The 13,153-nt window shown below is 74.5% G+C and carries 11 protein-coding genes; 2 read left to right on the forward strand and 9 right to left on the reverse strand.

The window, feature by feature from the left end; translation table 11 throughout:
• Both E4P41_RS05080 and E4P41_RS05085 read left to right on the forward strand, forming a co-directional pair.
• A partial coding sequence (locus E4P41_RS05080) for an HNH endonuclease signature motif containing protein (protein WP_135139847.1) occupies positions 1-386 on the forward strand: 386 nt, incomplete at its 5' end.
• 227 nt (positions 387-613) lie between these two features.
• Positions 614-1,345, forward strand: a complete 732-nt coding sequence (locus tag E4P41_RS05085; protein WP_135139848.1) for a class I SAM-dependent methyltransferase — start codon at positions 614-616, stop codon at positions 1,343-1,345.
• Positions 1,346-1,423: 78 nt separating this feature from the next.
• On the opposite strand, the gene ligA is transcribed toward E4P41_RS05085, so the two are convergent.
• The 9 genes from ligA to E4P41_RS05130 all read right to left on the reverse strand — a co-directional run bounded on the left by ligA (position 1,424) and on the right by E4P41_RS05130 (position 13,128).
• The gene (gene ligA / locus E4P41_RS05090; RefSeq protein ID WP_135139849.1) at positions 1,424-3,568 is read right to left on the reverse strand and encodes an NAD-dependent DNA ligase LigA; all 2,145 of its coding nucleotides are present in this window, start codon (positions 3,566-3,568) and stop codon (positions 1,424-1,426) included.
• A 40-nt stretch (positions 3,569-3,608) separates the two neighbouring features.
• Positions 3,609-5,828, reverse strand: a complete 2,220-nt coding sequence (locus E4P41_RS05095; protein ID WP_135139850.1) for an insulinase family protein — start codon at positions 5,826-5,828, stop codon at positions 3,609-3,611.
• A 55-nt stretch (positions 5,829-5,883) separates the two neighbouring features.
• Positions 5,884-6,927 carry a methionine synthase gene (locus tag E4P41_RS05100; protein ID WP_135139851.1) on the reverse strand — a complete coding sequence of 348 codons (1,044 nt, stop codon included), beginning with the start codon at positions 6,925-6,927 and terminating at the stop codon, positions 5,884-5,886.
• 81 nt (positions 6,928-7,008) lie between these two features.
• The gene (gene mnmA / locus E4P41_RS05105; protein ID WP_135139895.1) at positions 7,009-8,091 is read right to left on the reverse strand and encodes a tRNA 2-thiouridine(34) synthase MnmA; all 1,083 of its coding nucleotides are present in this window, start codon (positions 8,089-8,091) and stop codon (positions 7,009-7,011) included.
• Positions 8,091-9,311 (reverse strand): cysteine desulfurase family protein, encoded by a 1,221-nt coding sequence (locus E4P41_RS05110; RefSeq protein ID WP_209307552.1) that lies wholly within the window; start codon positions 9,309-9,311, stop codon positions 8,091-8,093. Before E4P41_RS05110 ends, mnmA begins: the two co-directional genes overlap by 1 nt.
• A 196-nt stretch (positions 9,312-9,507) precedes the next feature.
• On the reverse strand, positions 9,508-10,473 hold the full coding sequence (locus tag E4P41_RS05115; RefSeq protein ID WP_135139853.1) for an electron transfer flavoprotein subunit alpha/FixB family protein: 966 nt from the start codon (positions 10,471-10,473) through the stop codon (positions 9,508-9,510).
• 31 nt (positions 10,474-10,504) lie between these two features.
• Positions 10,505-11,284 carry an electron transfer flavoprotein subunit beta/FixA family protein gene (locus tag E4P41_RS05120; RefSeq protein ID WP_135139854.1) on the reverse strand — a complete coding sequence of 260 codons (780 nt, stop codon included), beginning with the start codon at positions 11,282-11,284 and terminating at the stop codon, positions 10,505-10,507.
• A 132-nt stretch (positions 11,285-11,416) separates the two neighbouring features.
• The gene (locus E4P41_RS05125) at positions 11,417-12,202 is read right to left on the reverse strand and encodes an enoyl-CoA hydratase-related protein (protein WP_135139855.1); all 786 of its coding nucleotides are present in this window, start codon (positions 12,200-12,202) and stop codon (positions 11,417-11,419) included.
• A gap of 134 nt (positions 12,203-12,336) precedes the next feature.
• Entirely contained in the window at positions 12,337-13,128 is a 792-nt protein-coding gene (locus tag E4P41_RS05130) for an ABC transporter ATP-binding protein (protein WP_245177117.1), read from the reverse strand.
• Positions 13,129-13,153 lie beyond the last annotated feature (25 nt).

Below are 13,153 nucleotides of genomic sequence, written 5' to 3' on the forward strand. Positions count from 1 at the left end.
CCGCGCACTGCGGCGCCCGCGCCTGCCGGCGCCGGCCCGAGGCGTGCACCCACGACCTGACCGGCCGGCCCGGGCTGCGCGCCCCCGGCCCGACTGAGGGCTACGGGCCCGGTGCCGCACTGGACCGCACCGGCCGGGCGCGGGATCGGCGGTGTAGGTTTCCCGGCTGCCGCCGCTGGGTGCCCACGGCCGGCGAGCTCGACCACCACCGGCCGTACGCCGCCGGGGGTGAGACCAGTGCGGCCAACCTGGCCGGCTACTGCACCGGTGACCATCGCGGAAAGCACCAGGCGCCGGGCTGGACCCACACCCTCGACCCCGACGGCACACTGACGGTCACCACACCGTCGGGTCTCACCGCCGTCACCACCCCACCGCCCTACTGACCGACCGGATGGACCTGGCCCGGCACGGCGCACACAACTTCTGGGGACTGCTCACCCGCACCGCCGCCACCATCGCCGCGCACACCCTGCTACGCACCTGCCTGGCCGACCTCACCGTTGCGTAAGACAACCCACATAACGCGCCTGAGGGAAGCGTGCCGGTCGGGTTTCGCCCACCGGCGGGGAACCCGGTGGCAGCCGCGCCGGTTCGTCGGCACAGTGCGCGGATGGCCGTCGACCACTTCACGGGATGGATCGCGGAGCGCTACGACGAATCCGCGGCCGAGACCTTCGTCCCCGCGGTGGTCGATCCGGTGGTCGACCTCCTCACCGACCTCGCCGGGACGGGCGCCGCTCTGGAACTGGGCATCGGGACCGGCCGGATCGCCCTCCCACTCAGCGCCCGCGGCACCAGCGTGCACGGCATCGACCTGTCCTCGGACATGGTCGCGCAGCTGCGGGTCAAGCCCGGCGCCGAACGCATTCCCGTGGCGATGGGCGACTTCGCTGCCACCTCGGTGGACGAGACATTCGCCCTCGCCTGCCTGGTCTTCAACACGATCATGAACCTGACGACCCAGGAGGAGCAGGTCGCCTGTTTCAGGAACGTCGCCCGGCACCTCGAGCCCGGCGAACGCTTCGTCGTCGAGGTCGGCGTCCCCGACCTCCGGCGACTCCCGCCCGGGGAGACCGCCCGGCCCTTCCTGGTGTCACCCACGCGACTGGGCTTCGACGAGTACGACGTCGCGCAGCAGCGACTGGTCCCCCACCACCACGTGCTGACCGACGGGCAGTGGCGCGCCACTTCGATCCCGTTCCGGTACGTGTGGCCGGCCGAGCTCGACCTCATGGCCCGGTTGGCGGGGATGGAGCTCGAGGCGCGCTGGGGTGGCTGGGACCGTCAGCCGTTCACGGCCGAGAGCCGCGCGCACGTGTCGGTCTGGCGCAAGCCGGGCTGAGCCCGCTGGCCCCCTTGAGGGCACGGCCCTCTCCGGGCGTGCGCTCTGAGCCTGCGAAGGGCTCGGAAAGAGGGTCCTTCAGGCGTCACCGATCGTCGCCACGGCGCGGGCTGCCTCGGGCCCCTCCTCGAGGAGCACCCGGAAGCCGTCGTCGTCCAGGATGGGCGCCTTGACCTGCACCGCCTTGTCGTACTTGCTGCCCGGCTCGGCCCCGACGACGACGAAGCCGGTCTTCTTGCTCACCGACCCGGTCACCTTGCCGCCGCGCTCCTGGATCGCGGCGATCGCCTGGTCGCGGCTGAAGTCGCGCAGCGAGCCGGTGACGACGACGGTGACGCCGGTCAGCGGCCCCGGCCCGGCGTCCTCGCCCTCGTCGGCCATCCGCACGCCGGCGGCGCGCCACTTCTCCACGACCTCGCGGTGCCAGTCGACGGCGAACCAGTCGCGGACCGACCGGGCGATGGTCGGCCCCACCCCGTCGGCGGCCGCGAGCTCCTCCTCGCCCGCCTCGGCGATGCGGTCGAGCGAGCGGAAGTCGCGGGCCAGTGCCTGCGCCGCCGTCGGGCCGACGTGCCGGATGGACAGCGCGACGAGCACCCGCCAGAGTGGGACGTCCTTGCGGGTCTGCAGGTTCGCCAGCAGCTTGCGCCCGTTGGCGGAGAGGCTGCCGTCCTTCTTGGTGAAGAAGGCGGTGCGGCACAGCGCCTCCTCGTCGAGGGTGAAGACGTCCCCCTCGTCCTGCAGCAGGTGGCCATCCAGCAGCGCGATGGCCGCCTCGTAGCCGAGCACCTCGATGTCGAAGGCGCCCCGGCCGGCGACGTGGAACACCCGCTCCCGCAGCTGGGCGGGGCAGGACCGGGCGTTGGGACAGCGGATGTCGGCGTCGCCCTCCTTCTCCGGCCGCAGCTCGGTGCCGCACTCCGGGCAGTGCGTCGGCATGACGAACTCGCGCTCGTCACCGGTGCGCGCCGCGGCCACTGGGCCGAGCACCTCGGGGATCACGTCGCCGGCCTTGCGGATGACGACGGTGTCGCCGACGAGCACGCCCTTGCGTTCGACCTCGCTGGCGTTGTGCAGCGTGGCCAGCTGCACCGTCGACCCGGCGACCTTCACCGGCTCCATGAAGGCGAACGGCGTGACCCGGCCGGTGCGCCCGACGTTGACCCGGATGTCGAGCAGCTTGGTGGTGGCCTCCTCGGGCGGGTACTTGAAGGCGATCGCCCAGCGCGGCGCCCGCGAGGTGGAGCCCAGCCGGCGCTGCAGGGCGACCTGGTCGACCTTGACCACGACGCCGTCGATCTCGTGCTCGACGGAGTGCCGCTGCTCGCGGTAGCGCTCGACGTAGGCCCACACGCCCTCGAGGTCGTCGACCACCTCGAACCGGTCGCTCACCGGCAGGCCGAGCTCGCGCAGCCGCGCATAGGCCGAGGACTGCCGATCCGGCGTGAACGCCTCCCGCGCCCCGAGGCCGTGCACCACCAGCCGCAGCGGACGGGAGGCGGTGACCCGCGGATCCTTCTGCCGCAGCGACCCCGCGGCGGCGTTGCGCGGGTTGGCGAACGGCGCCTTGCCCTGCTCCACCATCCCGGCGTTGACGTCGGCGAACGCGGTGACGGGGAAGTAGATCTCGCCGCGCACCTCGAGCAGCGCGGGGACGTCGTCCCCGGTGAGCTGCTGCGGGACGTCGGCCATCGTGCGAACGTTGGCGGTGACGTCCTCCCCCGTCACCCCGTCGCCGCGGGTCGCCGCGCGGACCAGCCGGCCCCGCTCGTAGACCAGCGCCACGGCGACGCCGTCCACCTTGAGCTCGCAGAGGTAGACGGCCGCGCTGCCGACCTCGCGCTCGACCCGGGCGGCCCAGGCGGAGAGCTCGTCGCCGGAGAACGCGTTGTCCAGGCTCTGCATCCGCTCCAGGTGCTTCACCGGGGCGAAGGTGGCGGTGAAGCCGCCGTTGACCTTCTGGCTCGGGGAGTCGGGCGTGACGAGCGCCGGGTGCGCGGCCTCGATGGCCTCGAGCCCGGCCATGAGCTCGTCGTACTGGCCGTCGCTGACCAGCGGCGCGTCCTGCACGTAGTAGGCGAACGCGTACCGGTCGAGCTCCTCGGCCAGGTCCCGGTGCCGGGTGCGCGCCTCGTCCGGGACCTCGGTGACGTCCTCCCGCTCGGTCACGGCCCCCACCTGCGGGGCGTCGGCCAGCGGCTCCGGCTCGGCGTCGGTGGTCACGTCGGAACGGTATCCGGCGGGTACGACGGCGAACCCGCCGTCACCCGGTCGGGGTCCGCTCCCGCGGGGACGGCACCTGGTCGGGATCGGGCCGCCGCGGCGGACGGACGTCCCCCAGGCAGCTGAGCAGTCCCACGGCACAGAGCACGCCGGTCAGGAGGCGCCACCCGCCGGGCAGGTCCGTCGCCGTCAGGGCGATCCAGAGCCCGACCGCGCTGAGGACCGCACCCAGAGCGCTCACCGCGCGGTACCAGCCGGGGCGGGTGGCGCTCAGCCGCCGCCAGCGGTCGAGCACGCCACCGCTGCCCTCGGGAGCGGTGAAGTCACCCCGCACCGACGCGTAGAAGCCGCCCGCGATCCCCTTCCCCTGGACCTCCTGTGCCTCGGCCTCCTCGACGCCGTCCAGGAGTGCGGGGACCTCGGGCGGCAGGCCGAGGACGACGACGGCGTGCTGCACCACCTCGGCTGGGGATCCGTGCATTCCCAGCAGGGCCGCCGTGTCCGACTCCGGTCGACCGGTCGCCTGAGCCAGGAGCCGCGGATCGCCCGGCTGCATGCCCCAGCAGTGCCGGTCGACCTCCTTCCCCCCGCGCAGCAGCACGTACTCGACATCGACGTGCGTACGCCGCAGCACGAGCCCCGTCGTGCCACGGCCGACCACGGCCGACAGGTCGCCGGCCACGGCTTCGGCCGGCCGGTCGCCGTCGGCCAGCACCGCGGTCCACTCTCCGTTGGACACCAGCTTCGCGCCGTGGTTCCCCAGAGCCACCGCCTCGGCCACCCGGTGGGCCGGAGCACGGAGCAGCAGCAGTCCGTCGTCGAGAGCGTCGTCGTCGACGACCTGGAGCTCCACCGGCACCGCGGCTCGTACGAGCGCCACGGCCTCGGCGCCGTCGCGCCAGTCGTCCTCCGACAGCGGGAGGCTGAGACCCTCGCGACCCACCAGCGCCCACTCCCCGGGTGCCTGCCGCACCAGTCCGACGGCGTCCCGCCACAGCACGGTGATCCGGCGGTCCTCGCCGAGCAGGAGGCTCGCCCCGTCCTCACCCACGACCAGCCGGGCGTCCTTGGGTACACCACGCAGGCGCCTGCGGGCGAACACCCTCCCGGCGGGGACGACGCCGGGTGACCAGTCCGGCAGCCGCTGGAGGTCGGCCCACGGCAGCTCGGACTCCCCCGGAACGAGGAGGACGGCGGCATCCCGGAGCGCGGAGGCCAGCTCGCGGACGGACTGCACGCTCAGCGAGGCGGCGTCGCTGCGCAGTTCCTCCGCGCCGCTCGCCGGAACCCCGGTGACCGCAGCGTGGGCGAGTGCGCACGCCTCGTCGACGTCCGACCGGGGGTCGTCGAGGTAGGCCTCGAGCTCGGCCCGCTCCTGCTCGACCTCCGCCGCTGTGGGCCCCTGGTCGGCGAGTCGGTGCACCTCCCGCCAGAGAACCTGGGCAGCCATGGCCTCGGAACCCGGACGCACGTCGCTGGTCACCACGAGCACCCGGGTGCCGTGGTCGATGCCCAGCTTGCCGGCGTCCACCGAGTAGGCCAGGCCACGGCGGTGCCGCAGCTCGTCCTCCAGCCGCGTCCGGAGGATGCCGATCGTGGCGCTCAGCGCCGGGTGGGACGGCAGCTCCGCCCCGAGCGCCACGTGCGCCTCGAGGGGCATCGGACCCCAGGCAGGAGTCGCGAGCGCCCGCCGGTGCTGCGGCGCACGCTCGGGAGCATGCCCCTCGGCGAGCGGGAGCTCGAGCCCTTCGGGCACCGGTCCCGACAGCCACAGGGCGGCGTTGCCGCGGACGAAGTGGCTCCGCGCCCACTCCCGCACGGCTGCGGCGTCCAGCGATCGCAGCGCGGGCTCTCTCGCCGATGCCAGCCCCGCACCGGCGGTGCCGTACAGCTCACCGAGCAGCACCGCGACCGGAGGCGGGGCGACCGTTCCCCCCTCCGCGCGGAGGACGTCGGCTTCGACCGCGAGCTGCTCGGTGGGCAGGTCCGCCAGCGCCAGGCAGACCGCACGCAGGAAGGCGGCCACGCGGTCCGGAGGCCCGCTGGCGGTGAACTCGGTCGCGGTCAGGTCGACCGAAGCGTTCCCCTCGACCGTCGTGCGCCCGACCGCACGCATCGCGAGGTGCTCGACGAGGTGGGTGATGCCGCCGCGGACGAAGTCCTCGTCGCGGCGGCCGACACCGAACACCAGCCCGGCAGAGAGCGGCGGTGGGCCGTCGGCCACGAACACGGGGATGCCTTGGATGGCGAGCTCGCGCACCGCGGCAGCGTAGGGCCGTGTGCCTCACCCAGCGCATGGACGCGCCGACGCAGCGTCACTCGGGGAGCAGGTACCTCGCCGCCTCGCGTACGTGGGTCATCGCCGCCCGCGCGTAGCCGGGCGTGGCGCCGGCCAGCCCGCAGGCCGGCGTGAGGGTGACCGCCCCGGGCAACCGGTCGGCGGCGAAGCCGAGCTCCCGCCACCACGCCTGCAGGCGGGAGGCGGTCGCCTTGGGAGCGGGCAGCGGGGCGTCGGTGCCCGGGACGACGCCGGGGAGCAGGTGCGTGCCGGCCTCGACCGCGGTGCCGAGCGCATCGAGGTCCTGCACCAGCCCGAGGTCGAACGAGACGGCGTCCGCCCCGGTGGACCGGAACAGCTCCAGCGGAGCCCGGTCGGCGCAGCAGTGCACCACCACCGGCGCCGGCAGCGCGCGGACGACGGCGGCGAGTTCCTGCTCCACCACGGGCGCCTCGACGGCGGGCAGCTTGCCCCATCCGCTGGCGGTGGGCAGCGCCCCCTGGAGGACGGCGGGCAGCGACGGCTCGTCGAGCTGCACGACCACCCGTGCCCCGGGCACCCGCGCGGCGACGGCGGCGACGTGTCCGGCGAGGCCCTCGGTGAGCGACTGGGCGAGATCGCGACGCGCGCCGGGGTCGACGACGGCGCGGTCGCCGCGGGTCCGCTCGAGGCCGGCGGCCAGCGTCCACGGGCCGGCGGCCTGCACCTTGAACGGGCCGGTGTAGGCCTCGGCGACGTCGTGCAGGGCGTCCAGGTCACGGGCCAGGAACTCCTCGGCACGGCGCTGGTCGATCCCCGTCCGCGGGACCAGCCGCCAGCCGGCCGGCGTCAGCTCGACGGCCAGGTCGACCAGGAGGGCGGCGCTGCGGCCGATCAGGTCCGCGCCGGCGCCGCGTCCGGGCAGCTCGGGCAGGTGGGCGAAGTCCGGCAGCTCACCGGTCACCACCCGCAGCGCCTCGGCCGGGTCGGCGCCGGGCAACGATCCGACCCCCGTGGCCGGGCCCCACGACGGGGGCGCGAACGCCGGCTCCTCCTCCGGGGACGGTCCGGTCGGTGGGGCGGGGTCGATCGGTGATGCCACGCTCGCGACGGTAGCCCGCGTCCGGCCCCGTCCAGGGCACCGCCCCGAGCCTGCGAGGAGTGGGGAGGACGGGGTCCTTCTTCAGGCGGCGCGGTCGGCGGCGAGCACGGTGCCCTGCCCCAGCACGAGATCACCGCGCCGGGCGTCCGGGGCGTAGAGCACCGCCGACTGCCCCGGGGCGACCCCGCGCTGCCGGCTGTCGAGTACCAGCCGCAGGCCGCCGTCCTCCCCTGCCGTCACCTCGCACGGCACCGGGGTGCCGTGCGCCCGCAGCTGCACCTCAGCGCGGAACGGCAGCGCGGGCACCGGGCCGGTCCAGGTCGGCGGGGCGGTACGGACCTCGCCCACCCCGGCGAGGTCGGCGGTGCCGATGGTCACCGTGCGGGACACCGGCTCGATGCCGAGCACGTACCGGGGACGGGAGTCACCCACGGCGACGCCGAGCCCGCGCCGCTGGCCGACGGTGAAGCCGTAGGCGCCGGAGTGCTCCCCCACGGTCGCACCGGTGGCGGCGTCGACGACCGGGCCGGGCTGCTCGCCGAGCCGCCGGGCGAGGAAGCCGCGGGTGTCGCCGTCGGGGATGAAGCAGATGTCGTGCGAGTCGGCCTTGGTGGCCACCGCGAACCCGCGCTCGGCGGCGATCTCGCGGACCCGCTGCTTGGTCATCGACCCCAGCGGGAAGACCGCGCCGGCCAGCTGGTCGGCGGTGAGGACGGCGAGCACGTAGGACTGGTCCTTGGCCGCGTCGACCGACCGCCGCAGCTCGCCGTCGGCCAGCCGGGCGTGGTGGCCGGTGACCACCGCGCCGAAGCCCAGCGCCTGCGCCCGATCGAGCACCGCCGAGAACTTGATCTTCTCGTTGCAGCGCAGGCAGGGGTTGGGCGTGCGCCCGGCGGCGTACTCGGCGACGAAGTCCTCGACGACGGCTTGCGTGAACCGCTCGGCGAGGTCCCAGACGTAGAACGGGATGCCGAGCTCGTCGGCGACGCGCCGGGCGTCGTGGGCGTCCTCGACGCTGCAGCAGCCGCGGGCGCCGCTGCGCAGTGTCTGCCGGTCCGGGGAGAGCGCGAGGTGGACGCCGGTGACGTCGTGCCCGGCGTCGACGGCCAGGGCGGCGGCGACCGCGGAGTCCACGCCCCCGCTCATCGCGGCGAGGACCCGCATCACCGCCGCCCCATCCCGGCCCGGCGGGCACGCTCCACGACCGGTCCGATGACCGCGAGCAGGGCGTCGACGTCGGCGTCGGTCGAGGTGTGCCCGAGCGTGAACCGCAGCGAGCTGCGGGCCCGGTCGGGATCGGCCCCGACGGCGAGCAGCACGTGGCTGGGCCGGGCGACGCCGGCGCTGCACGCCGACCCGGTGGAGCACTCCACGCCGCGGGCGTCGAGCAGCATGAGCAGTGCATCCCCCTCGGCGCCGGGGAAGGACAGGTGCGCGTTGCCGGGCAGCCGCCCCGGGCCGCCGATCGGGTCCGCCCCACCGATGACATCGTCCAGCGGGGCGCCGTTGAGCTGGGCGTCGGGCACCTGGGCCATCACCCCGGCGACCAGCCGGTCGCGCAGCGCGGCCAGCCGGTCGGCGCGCTCCTCCCGGGTCGCGACGGCGGCCGTGGTGGCCACCTGCAGGCCGACGATCGCCGCGACGTCGAGCGTGCCGGAGCGGACGTCGCGCTCCTGTCCGCCACCGTGCAGCAGCGGGGTGCACTCGGCCTCGCGGCGCAGCAGCAGGACACCGGCGCCCATCGGCCCGCCCAGCTTGTGCCCGGTCATGGTCAGCGCGTCGACCCCGCTGGCGGCGAAGTCGACCGGCACCTGCCCGATCGCCTGCACGGCGTCGGTGTGCAGCAGGACGTCGACGGCGTGCGTCACCTCGGCCAGGGCGGCGATGTCGCTGACCGTGCCGATCTCGTTGTTCGCCCACATGACGCTGGCCAGGGCGACGTCCTCGCCGTCCCCCAGCGCGGCGCGCAGCGCCTCGGGCGTGACCCGGCCGGTCGGCTCGACCGGCAGCCAGGTGACGTCGGCGCCGTCGTGCTTGGCCAGCCACTCGACGCTGTCCAGGACGGCGTGGTGCTCGGCCGGGCTGACCACGATGCGCCGGCGACGGGAGTCGGCGTCCCGCCGGGCCCAGAACAGGCCCTTGACGGCGAGGTTGTCACTCTCGGTGCCCCCGCCGGTGAACAGCACCTCGGAGGGGCGGGCGCCCAGCGCCTCGGCCAGCCGCTCCCGCGACTGCTCGGCGACCCGGCGGGCGGTGCGGCCGCTGGCGTGCAGCGAGGAGGCGTTGCCCACGCGGCCCATCTGCTCGGTCATCGCGGCCAGGACCGCGGGGAGCAGCGGCGTGGTGGCCGCGTGGTCCAGGTAGACCGCCTCGGGCGAGCTCACCTGGCCTCCTCGCTGGCGCTCGTCGGCCATGTGACCGTCATCCTGTGCTCCCTCGTGACCTCGCACGCGCGGTCACAGCGCCAGGGTAGTCGCGCGGGACGACGGGTCGCGGCGCAGGACCTCGGAGGGCGGGCCCCGGGAACGCGCCGAGCGCCGGCCCCCACGTGGGGGCCGACGCTCGGCGCGGGTGGTGTGGTCAGCCCTTGCGGGCGGAGATGGCCCCGGTGGCCTGAGGGACGACGGTGTTCAGGTCGCCCACGACGCCGAAGTCGGCGAGCTCGAAGATCGGCGCCTCGGGGTCCTTGTTGACCGCGACGATGGTCTTCGAGGTCTGCATGCCGGCCCGGTGCTGGATCGCCCCGGAGATGCCGACGGCGATGTAGAGCTGCGGGCTGACGGTCTTGCCGGTCTGCCCCACCTGGAAGGTGTGCGGGTAGTAGCCGGAGTCGACCGCGGCGCGCGAGGCGCCGACCGCGGCACCGAGGGAGTCGGCCAGGGCCTCGATGATCGAGAAGTTCTCCGCGCTGGCCACGCCGCGACCGCCGGAGACGACGATGGACGCCTCGGTCAGCTCCGGGCGGGAGGACTGCTGCTCCACCACCCGGTCGACCACCCGGGTGGCCTTGGCGGCTTCCGACAGGGAGACCGCGACGGTCTCCTCCTCGGCGGCCGCCGGCGCCGGCTCCGGGGTGACCGAGTTGCCGCGGACGGTGTAGATCGGGGTGCCGACGGTGACCTTCGAGTGCACGATCGTCGCCCCGGCGAACGCCACCTGCGTCGCGGTGCCGTCACCGGCGATCTCGGTGACGTCGGTGAGGAAGCCGCTGCCGGTCTTGATGGCCAGCCGGCCGGCGACCTCCTTGCCCTCCGGCGAGGAGGGGATGACGACCGCGGCGGGCTGCTTGTCGGCGACCAGCTGCGCGAGCACCTCGGCCTTGGGGGCGACCAGGAACTGGTCGACCTCCTCGGACTCGGCGACGTAGACCTTCGCCGCACCGTACTCGGCCAGCTGCGCCTTCGCCGCGGCGGCCGAGCCGGGGCCGCCGACGACGACCGCGGACGGCTCACCGAGCGCGCGAGCGGCGGTCAGCGCCTCCAGCGTGGTCTTGCGGACACCCTCACCGGCCGGGTTGAGCTCGACGAGGACCAGGACCTCAGCCATGGGAACTACCTCTCCTTCGATTCGGTCCGGGTCAGACGATCTTCTGGCCGGCCAGGAAGTCGACCAGCGCAGTCGCGCCGTCGCCCTCGTCGGTGACCTTGACACCGGCGCCCTTCGGAGGACGGCCGGAGAAGTCGAGCACCTGGCTGGTCGCGCTCGCCAGCCCCACGGTGGCCGGGTCGACGCCGAGATCGGCCAGCGACTTCTTCTCCACCGGCTTCTTCTTGGCGGCCATGATCCCCTTGAAGGAGGGGTAGCGCGGCTCGTTGATGGTGTCCCACGTGGACACGATCGCCGGCAGCGGCGCCTCCAGCGCCCAGTAGCCGCCGTCGGTCTGCCGCTCCACCCGCGCCACGCCGCCCTCCACGGTGAGCTTGCGGGCCCCCGACAGCTGCGGAATGCCCAGCCGCTCGGCCAGCAGCGCCGGCATCACCGACAGCTGGCCGTCGGTGGACTCCGCACCGCACAGCACGACGTCGTAGGACATCTGCCCCAGCGCCGCGGCCAGGATCGCCGACGTCTGCGGCGCACAGGAACCGTGGATGGCGTCGTCGACCACGTGCACGGCCTTGTCCGCGCCCATCGACAGCGCCTTGCGGATCGCGTCCGACGCCGACTCCGGGCCGACGGTCAGCACCGTCACCTCGCCACCGTGGGCCTCCTTGAGGACCAGGGCCTCCTCGACGGCGTACTCGTCGATCTCGTTGACGACGTTGTCCGCGCTCCCCCGGGCGACGGTGTTGTCCGCCGGGTCCAGGTTGCGCTCGCTCCCGGAATCGGGGACCTGCTTGACCAGAACGACGATGTCCATCGTCAGACCTACCTCCGCGCTGGGGTCGGGATCGCGGGCCGGCGCCCGCCTGCTCCGATAGTGGACGTTACCGCCGCGTAGCGGCTCCGCCGCCGGCGGCCCGGGTGACCAGGGTCACGCCGGCCGGCCGCGTCAGCGCCCGGTGAAGGTGGCGTTGCCCGGGCCCTGCTCGAGGAAGGACCGCATGCCGGTCTTCTGGTCCTCGGTGTCGAACAGCTCGGCGAACAGCCGGCTCTCCAGCGCCAGGCCCTCGCGCAGCGGCCGGTCCAGGCCCTCGTCGATCGCCCGCTTGGCGGCGGCCAGCGCCAGCGGCGGGCCGGCGGCGAACTTGCGGGCCATGGCGACCGCCGTCTCGTAGACCTCCGCGTCGGGGACGACGGCGTCGGCGAGCCCGATCTCCAGCGCCTCCTCGGCGCCGACGTGCCGGCCGGTGAAGACCAGGTCCTTGGCCCGGGCCGGTCCGACCAGCCGGGCCAGGCGCTGGGTACCGCCCGCGCCGGGGATGACACCGAGCAGGATCTCCGGCTGGCCCACCTTCGCGCCGGCGCCCATGACCCGGAAGTCCGCGCACAACGCCAGCTCGTAGCCGCCACCGAGCGCGTAGCCGGTGATCGCGGCGATGACCGGCTTGGGGATCTCCTGGACGGCGGTGAAGGAGTCGGTCAGCTCCCGGCCCCAGGCCACCATGCTGCCGCCGTCGAGCCGGGACATCGCCTTGATGTCGGCGCCCGCGGCGAACACCCGCTCCCCGCCGTAGACGACGACGGCCCGCACGTCCTCGCGCTGCCCGGCCTCCAGCGCCGCGGCGCGCACCTCCATGTGCAGCTGCTGGTCGATCGCGTTCATCTTCGGCCGGTCGAGGCGGATGGTCCCCACCCCGTCGGCGATCTGCAGCGTCACGAACTCCGGCTCTGCCACGGGGACCTCCTGGGGTGGACGACGTCGTCGCCGCACCCTATAAGGACCCCCTGCCCTCCCGGCCTCGTCCAGGGCACCGCCCCGAGCTCGCGAGGGGTGGGGAGGACGAGTCCTTCTACCGCAGGGGGCCGTGCTCAGGCGGCCCGGCGGGCGGTCCAGCGCCCGTCGGCGCGCTGCACCCGCAGCGCCAGCCCGAACGTCTCCGACAGCGCCTGCTGGGTGAGCACCTCCTCGACCGGTCCGGCCGCCACTGCCTGTCCGGCGCGCAGCAGCAGCGCGTGCGTGTAACCGGGCGGGATCTCCTCCACGTGGTGGGTCACCAGCACCTGGGCCGGGGCGTAGGCGTATCCGGCGAGGTCGGAGAGCCGGCTCACCAGGTCCTCCCGGCCGCCGAGGTCCAGGCCGGCGCCCGGCTCGTCGAGCAGCAGCAGCTCCGGGTCGGGCATGAGGGCACGGGCGATCTGCGCCCGCTTGCGCTCTCCCTCGCTGAGCGTGCCGAACGGGCGGTGCGCCATCGGGGCGACGCCCCACTGCTGCATGAGCATCGCCGCGCGGGTGAGGTCGTGGACGTCGTAGCGCTCTCGCCAGCGGCCGACCACGGCGTACCCGGCGGAGAGGACGACGTCGCCGGTGCGTTCACCGGTCTCGATCCGTTGCGCCAGCGCGGCGCTGGTCAGCCCGATCCGCGGCCGCAGCTCGAAAACGTCGACCGCGCCGAGGGTCTCCCCGAGCAGCGTGACGGTCCCCCGCGTCGGGTGGAGGTGCGCCGCGGCCAGCTGCAGCAGCGTCGTCTTGCCCGCGCCGTTGGGGCCGAGCACCACCCAGCGCTGGTCCGCCTCGACCGTCCAGTCGACCCCGCGCAGCAGGTGGGTCTGCCCCCGGACGACGTCCACCCCGTGCATCTCGACGACCGGATCGCTCGACACGCCCCCATCCAACCAACCCAGGCCG

The organism is Geodermatophilus sp. DF01-2, assembly GCF_004571065.1.
Classification (GTDB): Bacteria; Actinomycetota; Actinomycetes; order Mycobacteriales; family Geodermatophilaceae; genus Geodermatophilus.